This window comes from Sphingomonas sp. SKA58 (genome assembly GCF_000153545.1).
Lineage (GTDB): Bacteria > Pseudomonadota > Alphaproteobacteria > Sphingomonadales > Sphingomonadaceae > Sphingobium > Sphingobium soli.
In genome coordinates, this window is record NZ_CH959306.1 from 1,170,354 (window position 1) to 1,178,737 (window position 8,384).

An 8,384-nucleotide genomic window follows, 5' to 3' on the forward strand; every position below is an offset into this window, starting at 1 on the left:
TTGCGGCGATTGCCATTTGTAACTCGCCGCGCCAGCCGCCATATCGCGCGCATCATCAGCGGAGACCGGCATGAGCGACTATGATTTCGACCTTTTCGTCATTGGCGCGGGATCGGGCGGGGTGCGGGCGTCGCGGGTGGCGGCGGCGCATGGCGCACGGGTCGCGGTGGCCGAGGAGTTCCGGGTCGGGGGCACCTGCGTCATCCGCGGCTGCGTGCCCAAGAAGCTGCTGATCTATGGCGCGCATTTTGCCGAGGATCTGAAGGACGCGCGGCGCTTTGGCTGGAACGTGCCCGATTGCGGTTTTGAATGGACGACGTTGCGCGACAATGTGCTGGCGGATGTCGACCGGCTGGAGGGACTCTACAAGAATACGCTCGACAACCACAAGGTCGAGCTGATCGGCGAGCGGGCCACGATCACCGGGCCGCACAGTGTCAAGCTGGCGAGCGGGCGGGAGGTGACGGCGAAGGTCATATTGGTCGCGACCGGTGCCTGGCCGATCATCCCGGAGGTCGAGGGCGCAGAGCATGGTATCACCAGCAACGAGGTGTTCCATCTGGACGAATGCCCCGGCCGCATCGTCATCGTGGGTGGCGGCTATATCGCCAATGAGTTTGCCGGCATCTTCCACCAGTTCGGCAGTCATGTGACGATGGTCAATCGCGGCAACACCTTGCTGCGCGGCTATGACGAAACGGTGCGCGACAGGCTGCTCCAGATTTCGACGATGAAGGGGATCAATTTCCGCTTCAATGCGAAGATGGAGAAGATCGAGAAGAATGAGGACGGGACGCTGTGCGTGCGGTTCGAAAGCGGCGATCCGGTTGCGGCCGACCTGGTGTTGTTCGCGACCGGGCGGCGGCCCCATACCGAAGAGCTGGGGCTGGAGACGGCGGGCGTTGAGCTGGACGAGAAGGGCGCGATCAAGGTCGACGACTATAGCCAGACGAGCTGCGAGAGCATCTATGCGGTGGGCGACGTAACCGACCGGTTGCAGCTGACGCCGGTCGCGATCCGCGAAGGCCATGCCTTTGCCGATACGGTGTTCGGCGGTAACAAGCGCAAGGTCGATTATGGCTGCGTGCCCTCAGCGGTGTTCAGCCATCCCCCGCTCGCGGGCGTGGGCATGACCGAGGCGGAAGCGCGCAACACGCTGGGCACGGTCAAAATCTACACGTCGGATTTCCGGCCCATGAAGAATGTGCTGGCGAACCGCGACGAGCGGGCGCTCTACAAGATGATCGTGGACGCGACGACCGACCGGGTGGTGGGGCTGCACATGATCGGCCCGGACGCGCCGGAGATTTTGCAGGCGGCAGCGGTCGCGGTGAAGGCGGGGCTCACCAAGCAGGATTTCGATGACACCGTCGCGCTGCACCCCAGCATGGCGGAAGAGCTGGTGCTGCTGAAATAGCGTTTCGTCAGCCGGCGGACGCGAAGGTTACGACCAGCGCGTCGCGCCAGGCGGGCTGGTCGGGATCGACCGGGTGGATTGCGGTGACGCCGTGCAGGATGCGGTGATCGTCGATCAGCATCGTGTCGCCGGGATCTGTCAGGGTGAATTCGCCGAGCGGCGTGCCGTCCGGGGCGCCGATCCGGGTGACGCCTTCGCGCAGGTTGCGCCGTTCGATCAGCATCACCATCACCCGGTCGACGCCGTCGCGATGCATGCCTTCGGGCGTGGGGCGACCCTGTTCGCTCATGCTGGCTTCGATCCGGAACTGGTGCAGTTCGACATGCCAGTTGCCTGATCCGGCTGGATCGAAGCTATCGGCGCAAAAGGCGAGGATCGTCTGGGCGACAGGATTGGCGATGGTGGCCGGGGCGACAGGATCGAACCATCGCTGCACGTCGCCATTCAGAGGGTTATAGTCGCGGCTTTGCCAATGGGGCTGGTGCGGTCGGCGCGTGAAGACCCCAGCCCGCAGCGCAAAGGTGGCGTGGCGGCGGCGGCGATAGCGGCCGCCATCGGCCATGAAGCGATCCGGGCCAAGGTCGTTCCAGCTGGCGGCGAAATCCGCCCAGTCGCGGTCTGCAATGGCGAGCCGGTCACGCATGGCGGCAGCGGGAAGGCGCGCATAGCCGTCCAGGCCCAGCGCGGCGTCGATGCGGGAAAGGCTGTCCGTGTCGCTCATTCTTGTCCTTTAGGCGAAAAGGGGGAACGAGCGACAGGGCCATTTGCCGCCAGCAGGATTGTCAGCGGCTTGCGGGCGTCAGGCAATGGTCGGGATCATGCCACCTTCGACGCGAAGCGCCGCGCCATTGGTGGCGGCGGCCAGCGGGCTGGCGAGATAGGCCACCATGGCGGCGACCTCGTCCGCTTCGATCAGCCGCTTGATGAGCGAGAGCGGGCGCATGCGGGTGAAGAACTCCGCTTCGCGATCGGCCTCCGGCGCGTCCTTGTCATCGACGACCGAGCGGATGAAGTCGACGATGCCTTCCGATCGGGTGGGGCCGGGCAGCACGCTGTTGACGGTGACGCCGGTGCCGCGCGTATGTTCGGCAAGGCCGCGCGAGATGGCGAGCTGCGCCGACTTGGTCATGCCATAGTGGATCATTTCGGCGGGGGGGAGCAACCCGCTTTCCGAAGCGATGAAGAGGATGCGGCCCCAATTGGCGGCGAGCATCTGCGGGAAATAGTGGCGCGAGAGACGTGCGCCGCTGACCACATTGACTTCGAAGAGGTGATGCCAGTCCGCGTCGCTGATGTCGGCAAAATCCTTTGCCTCATAGATGCCGAGATTGTTGACGAGGATATCGGTGGAGGGAACGGCGGCGATCAGGGCGGCGGCGCCATCAGCCGTCGCGGGATCGGCAAGGACGGGGTTGACGGTGCCGCCGACCTGCGCGGCGGCGGCGTCCAGCTTAGCCTGGCTACGGCCGGTGATGGTGACGGCCACCCCTTCGTCGGCCAATCTTTTGGCGATGGCGAGACCGATGCCGGCAGTCGAACCGGTGACGATGGCGCTTTTGCCCAAGAGCTTCAAATCCATGATGATTTCCTTTGAACCTGACAACGAACTGGACAGAAGTAAGGCCATGCGCGATTAATGATTAGAGCGCATGTCATCACTTCAGAAGTGAATTGAAATCATGGATAACCGACTGGGCGATATCGAGACATTCCTGATGGTCGCGACCGAAGGCAGCTTTGCCAATGCCGCCAAGGCGTTGCGGCTGACGCCATCGGCGGTCAGCCGGTCGATCGCGCGGCTGGAACAGAGGCTGGGCGTGACGCTGGTGCGGCGCACGACGCGGGCGCTGGCGCTGACGCGCGAGGGCATGGCCTATCGTGACCGGATGATGGTGCTGCTGACCGACATGATGGAACTGGAGACGGGGCTGGGCGAGGAACGGGGCGCGCCGCGCGGCGTGTTGCGGATCAATGCCTCGCCGTCCTTCGGGGTTGAGTGGCTGATCCCGATGCTGCCTGATTTCCGTGCGCGCTATCCGGCCGTCCGCATCGATTTGACGCTGTCGGATGCGATCGTCGATCTGGTCGAGGAGCGGGCGGATATCGCCATCCGCATCGGGCCGCTGCGCGATACGCGGTTGCGTGCGAAGAAGCTGGGGCATAGCCGTATGGCGTTGGTGGCCAGTCCGGACTATCTGGCGCGGCGGGGGACGCCCGCGACGCCCAATGATCTGGCGGGACATGATTGCTTGCGCTTCAGCTTCCGCCGGTCCGTCGATAGCTGGCCCTTCCGCGTCGGGCGAAAGATCGTGCAGCTACCTGTCGAAGGCGCGTATTTCGGCAATTCGGGCGAGGTGGTGCGGCAGATGGCGGTGGCGGGATGCGGCATAGCGCGGCATGGCTATTTTCACGTCGCTCGTGACCTCAAAGACGGGCGGCTGGTCGAGATATTGGCGGACTATGCTGCCGGCGATGGCGAGGATATTCACGCCCTTTATGCCGCGGAAGACCGGACGGCGGCGCGGGTGCGGGCATTTCTCGACTTTCTAGAGGGAATAGAGTTGCCCGGCTGATCGATCAACGCGCAGGGGCGTGCTGCGCCAGAAGGTTAAGCGCGCGGGTCATCAGCGCGACGAAGCGGGGTTCATCGACCCGTGCGGCCGGATTGTTCCAGCTGGCGCTCAGCGCATACCAGTCGCCATCCCGTGCCTGGGCGAGGAAGTGCATGGCGATGACGCCCGGTTCGCTGCCGCCCTTATAGCCGAGATAACGCCAGCGTGCGGCGTCGGCGGGCGCGATGCCGGGATTGACCGCCAGGATCGGCAGCGCGTCCCCACCGGTGCGCCGCAGCCGGTCGAGCAGGGCGATGCTGTCCGTGGGCGAAGCGAACCATTCGATGCTGTCGATCGCCACCGGGCTTTCCGCGACGCTGCCGATATCGACGCTGGCGGCGGTCAGGCGAGCGGCAGCGTCGCGCAGCAGCACGCGGCGGGCGTCGGGCGTGGCGGCGGCATAGCGGGCGCGCAGGTCGGCGGCAGCGGGCATTTTGAGCGCGAAGGCTTCGGCGGTGGTGAGCAGCGGCAAAGTGCGGGCCGGATCGGCATGGCCGCTGGCTGTGACCATGGCGTCCACCCTGTCGCGGCCAAGCGCCAGGAGCAACGTGTCGGCGGCACTGTTGTCGCTTTCGGCGATCATCGCGGTGGCGAGGCTGTGCAGCGTCATCGGTGCGGCGTCAGGCCAGCGCATCAGACGGCCGGAGAAGCTCTTGGGGCCGAGCGGGATGACGTCGCTCCAGCGGCGTTCCCCAGCTGCGGTGGCGCGCGCGAGTTCGGCGAGGATATAGAGTTTGAAGCTGGAGCCGGTCGCCATCTGCACCATGGCGTTGCGGGCGCGGACCAACTGCGGGCCTGCGTTGGTCAGCCGGGCGATGGCGATGGCGCTCTGACCGGGCAGCGCGGCGAGGTCGGTCATGACCTTGTCGAGGCTGTCGTCCCTCGTGCGGGCGCCGACGATGTGCAGGCCGATGACGCGGGCGGGCGGTTGGGGCGCGACGACCAGGGTGAAGCCGACCGTCGCGCGCTCGTAGCGGATTTCGACCTGGCCGGTGGTCGCGCTTTCGGTGCGGACCGCGCCCAGCGCGACCGGCTTGCCATGCTGGGCGCGCAAATCGGCAGCAGTGGCGCGCCACCGATCCACCGGCACGGCGTCAAGGAAGAGCGGGGCGAAGAAATCGGTTTCGTTGCCGGGGGCCGCGAGGATGCGGAGCAGTTGTTGCGCGCGCGTCTGAAAGGCGGGGGAGGGGGCGGCGGAGGCCGGCGTCGCCAGGAACATCGTGGCGAAAGCGAGGAGGATGGGCCAGGCGCGCAGGGTCATGGACGTGCACACATGGCGGGAATAGCCCTGTTCCCCGTTTCTCGATTGCGCTCGAAACGGCCGGCTGGTGCTGTCATGCGTCGATGGCTTCTTCGTCCACTGCCGCTGCATTTTCCTGGATGAAGGCGAAGCGGTGGGCAGGGTTGGTGCCCATCAGCCGGTCGACCAGATCGCGCACCTGCTGCCTGTCCTCGACATCGTCGGGCAGGGTGATGCGGATGAGGCTGCGCGTCTTGGGGTCCATGGTGGTTTCGCGCAGCTGCATCGGGTTCATTTCGCCCAGTCCCTTGAAGCGGCTGACATCGACCTTCTTGCCTTTGAATTCCTTGGCGAGCAATTGCTCGCGATGCGCGTCGTCCTTGGCATAGAGGCTCTTGCCGCCCGCGGTCAGGCGGTAGAGCGGCGGCTGGGCAAGGTAGAGATGGCCGCGCCGCACCAGTTCAGGCATTTCCTGGAAGAAGAAGGTCATCAGCAACGTCGCGATATGCGCGCCGTCGACATCCGCGTCGGTCATGATGACGACGCGTTCGTAGCGCAGATTGTCGGGATTGCAGTCCTTGCGAATGCCGCAGCCCAGCGCCAGGATCATGTCGCCGATTTCCTGATTGGCGAAAATCTTGGCGGTGTTGGCCGACGCAACGTTCAGGATCTTGCCGCGCAGGGGCAGGATCGCCTGCGTCTTGCGGTCGCGCGCCTGTTTCGCCGAACCACCGGCGCTGTCGCCTTCGACCAGAAAGATTTCAGCGCCTTCCGGGTCGTCGTTCGAACAATCGGTGAGCTTGCCGGGCAGACGCAGCTTGCGGCTGTTGGTCGCGGTCTTGCGCTTGACCTCCTTTTCCTGCTTGCGGCGCAGGCGCTCGTCCATGCGGTCGAGCACATAGGCCAGCAGCGCCTTGCCCCTGTCCATATGGTCGGTCAGATAATGGTCGAAATGATCGCGCACGGCGTTTTCAACCAGGCGCGCGGCGTCCGGGCTGGTGAGGCGGTCTTTGGTCTGGCTTTGAAACTGGGGGTCGCGGATGAAGACCGAGAGCATGATTTCCGATGACGTCATGATGTCGTCGGCGGTGATGTCCTTCGCCTTTTTCTGGCCGACCAGATCGCCAAAGGCGCGGATACCCTTGACCAGCGCGGCGCGCAGGCCCGCTTCATGGGTGCCGCCATCGGGCGTGGGGATGGTGTTGCAATACCAGCTGTAGCTGCCGTCCGACCAGAGCGGCCAGGCGACGGCCCATTCGACCCGGCCGGCGTCGCCGGGAAAATCCTGATTGCCTGAAAAGAAGACGCTGGTGGCGCATTCGCGGTCGCCGACCTGTTCCTTAAGATGATCGGCGAGGCCGCCGGGGAACTGGAAGACGGCTTCGGGCGGCGTATCGTCGCTGATGAGTTCGGGCGCGCATTTCCAGCGGATTTCGACCCCGGCGAAGAGATAGGCCTTGGACCGGGCGAGGCGGTAGAGGCGGGCGGGCTTAAATTTCTGTTCGCCGAAGATCGCTGTGTCGGGGGTGAAGGCGACCGATGTGCCGCGCCGGTTGGGCGCGCCGCCGACCTTTTCGAGCGGCCCTTGCGGTAATCCCTGGGAGAAGCTCTGGCGGAACAGTTCCTTGTTGCGGGCGACCTCCACCACGGTGGATGTGGACAGGGCATTGACGACCGAGATGCCGACGCCGTGCAGGCCGCCGGAGGTGGCATAGGCCTTGCCCTCGAACTTGCCGCCCGAATGGAGGGTGGTGAGGATGACCTCCAGCGCCGACTGGTTCGGGAATTTGGGGTGGGGGTCTACCGGGATGCCCCGGCCATTGTCGGTGATGGTGAGCCGGTTGCCCGGTTCCAGCGTCACTTCGATGCGGGTGGCGTGGCCGGCGACCGCTTCGTCCATGCTGTTGTCGAGCACTTCGCTGGCAAGATGGTGCAGCGCGCGTTCGTCCGTGCCGCCAATATACATGCCCGGCCGGCGGCGGACCGGCTCCAGCCCTTCCAGAACCTCGATCGTCGAGGCGTCATAATCGGTGGACGGGACGGGGCTGGCGGCAAACAGGTCATCGGACATGACAGCAAGCTATAGGCAGGCAGGCGGCGCGTGCAAGCGGCACGGCATGGTGCGACGCAGCAACAATATGTTACGATGAGCCGTGAAACTAATTGAGATCATGATCCGTTTGCACCGCGGAACAGGGGACTTGTCCCAGGCGAGGAGATAAATTTCATGAAAATCAAGATGCTGGCGCCGGTTGGCGCAGTGATGGCGCTCGGCCTGTCGGTGCCCGCGATGGCGCAGGACAGCGGAGCGGTGGATTGGACCGGTCCCTATGTTGGCGGATCGTTTGGCTATAATTGGCAGAAGAGCGATGGCGGCGAACATCTGCGGTTCGATACGGACGCCGATGGCGACTATAATGACGTTGTGACAACGACGACCGGCGCCAACGCCTTTTCGCCAGGCACCTGCGGCGGCGCCGCGCGCGGCCCCACGCCTGCATCGGGTTGCAATGACGACAAGGATGCGATCGCCTGGATGGGCCATGTCGGTTATGACATGCAGTTCGGCAGCTTCGTCGCCGGTGTGGTTGCCGAAGCTGGCAAAGCCTATGTCGACGACAAGGTGACGGAATTTTCCACGACTCCCGCCTTCTACACGATGCGCCGCAAGATCGACTGGAACGGCAATCTGCGCGCGCGCCTGGGCTATACGACGCCAAGCGGCATCATGCCCTATATCACTGGTGGTCTGGCCTATGCGAAGGTGAAGAACAATTTCACCACCAGCAACGGCGCCAACAGCTTCACCGAGAACAACCGCAGCGAGGACGGCTGGGGCTGGACCATGGGTGGCGGTGTCGAAGCGAAGGTTTCGGACAATTTCTCGATCGGCGCGCGCTATCTGTGGACCCGCTACAATGTCGATGATTATCGCGTCGATGTGGGTGCCGGCAGCGCGCCCGCGACCAACCCGTTTCTGATCACGCCATCGGGTGGCACCAGCATCAACCGCGGCGACAAGTTTGATACGCAGAGCGTGATGGTGACGACCAGCTTCCGTTTCTGAGGCAAGCTCAAGCAACAAAAAAGGGGCCGGTTCTATGGCGGAACCGGC

7 protein-coding genes are annotated in these 8,384 nt (G+C 64.6%); 3 read left to right on the plus strand and 4 right to left on the minus strand.

From position 1 onward, the window contains the following. Window positions 1-70 precede the first annotated feature (70 nt). Window positions 71-1,417, plus strand: coding sequence for a glutathione-disulfide reductase (gene gorA, locus SKA58_RS06230; protein ID WP_009821535.1), 1,347 nt, complete (start codon window positions 71-73; stop codon window positions 1,415-1,417). Between the two features lie 7 nt (window positions 1,418-1,424). Here gorA and SKA58_RS06235 read toward each other — a convergent pair whose 3' ends face one another. After that, entirely contained in the window at window positions 1,425-2,138 is a 714-nt protein-coding gene (locus tag SKA58_RS06235; protein WP_009821536.1) for a 2OG-Fe dioxygenase family protein, read from the minus strand. A 78-nt stretch (window positions 2,139-2,216) separates the two neighbouring features. Then, on the minus strand, window positions 2,217-2,996 hold the full coding sequence (locus SKA58_RS06240; protein WP_037542667.1) for an SDR family NAD(P)-dependent oxidoreductase: 780 nt from the start codon (window positions 2,994-2,996) through the stop codon (window positions 2,217-2,219). Between the two features lie 100 nt (window positions 2,997-3,096). Here SKA58_RS06240 and SKA58_RS06245 point away from each other — a divergent pair, with 100 nt between their 5' ends. Next, window positions 3,097-3,990 carry a LysR family transcriptional regulator gene (locus SKA58_RS06245; RefSeq protein ID WP_009821538.1) on the plus strand — a complete coding sequence of 298 codons (894 nt, stop codon included), beginning with the start codon at window positions 3,097-3,099 and terminating at the stop codon, window positions 3,988-3,990. 4 nt (window positions 3,991-3,994) lie between these two features. Here the strand turns inward: SKA58_RS06245 and SKA58_RS06250 are convergent, their stop codons facing one another. Beyond that, window positions 3,995-5,290 carry a serine hydrolase gene (locus tag SKA58_RS06250; RefSeq protein ID WP_009821539.1) on the minus strand — a complete coding sequence of 432 codons (1,296 nt, stop codon included), beginning with the start codon at window positions 5,288-5,290 and terminating at the stop codon, window positions 3,995-3,997. Between the two features lie 73 nt (window positions 5,291-5,363). Beyond that, window positions 5,364-7,340 (minus strand): DNA topoisomerase IV subunit B, encoded by a 1,977-nt coding sequence (gene parE, locus SKA58_RS06255; RefSeq protein WP_009821540.1) that lies wholly within the window; start codon window positions 7,338-7,340, stop codon window positions 5,364-5,366. Window positions 7,341-7,496: 156 nt separating this feature from the next. Between parE and SKA58_RS06260 the strand changes: the two genes are divergently transcribed. Further along, window positions 7,497-8,336, plus strand: a complete 840-nt coding sequence (locus SKA58_RS06260; protein ID WP_009821541.1) for an outer membrane protein — start codon at window positions 7,497-7,499, stop codon at window positions 8,334-8,336. The last annotated feature ends 48 nt before the right edge of the window (window positions 8,337-8,384 follow it).

What these genes read in the sequence shown, in the direction of transcription:
- parE (WP_009821540.1), bottom strand. Translation starts at nt 7,340, where the DNA reads ATGTCCGATGACCTGTTTGCCGCCAGCCCCGTCCCGTCCACCGATTAT.
- SKA58_RS06245 (WP_009821538.1), top strand. Translation starts at nt 3,097, where the DNA reads ATGGATAACCGACTGGGCGATATCGAGACATTCCTGATGGTCGCGACC.
- SKA58_RS06250 (WP_009821539.1), bottom strand. Translation starts at nt 5,290, where the DNA reads ATGACCCTGCGCGCCTGGCCCATCCTCCTCGCTTTCGCCACGATGTTC.
- SKA58_RS06235 (WP_009821536.1), bottom strand. Translation starts at nt 2,138, where the DNA reads ATGAGCGACACGGACAGCCTTTCCCGCATCGACGCCGCGCTGGGCCTG.
- SKA58_RS06240 (WP_037542667.1), bottom strand. Translation starts at nt 2,996, where the DNA reads ATGGATTTGAAGCTCTTGGGCAAAAGCGCCATCGTCACCGGTTCGACT.
- gorA (WP_009821535.1), top strand. Translation starts at nt 71, where the DNA reads ATGAGCGACTATGATTTCGACCTTTTCGTCATTGGCGCGGGATCGGGC.
- SKA58_RS06260 (WP_009821541.1), top strand. Translation starts at nt 7,497, where the DNA reads ATGAAAATCAAGATGCTGGCGCCGGTTGGCGCAGTGATGGCGCTCGGC.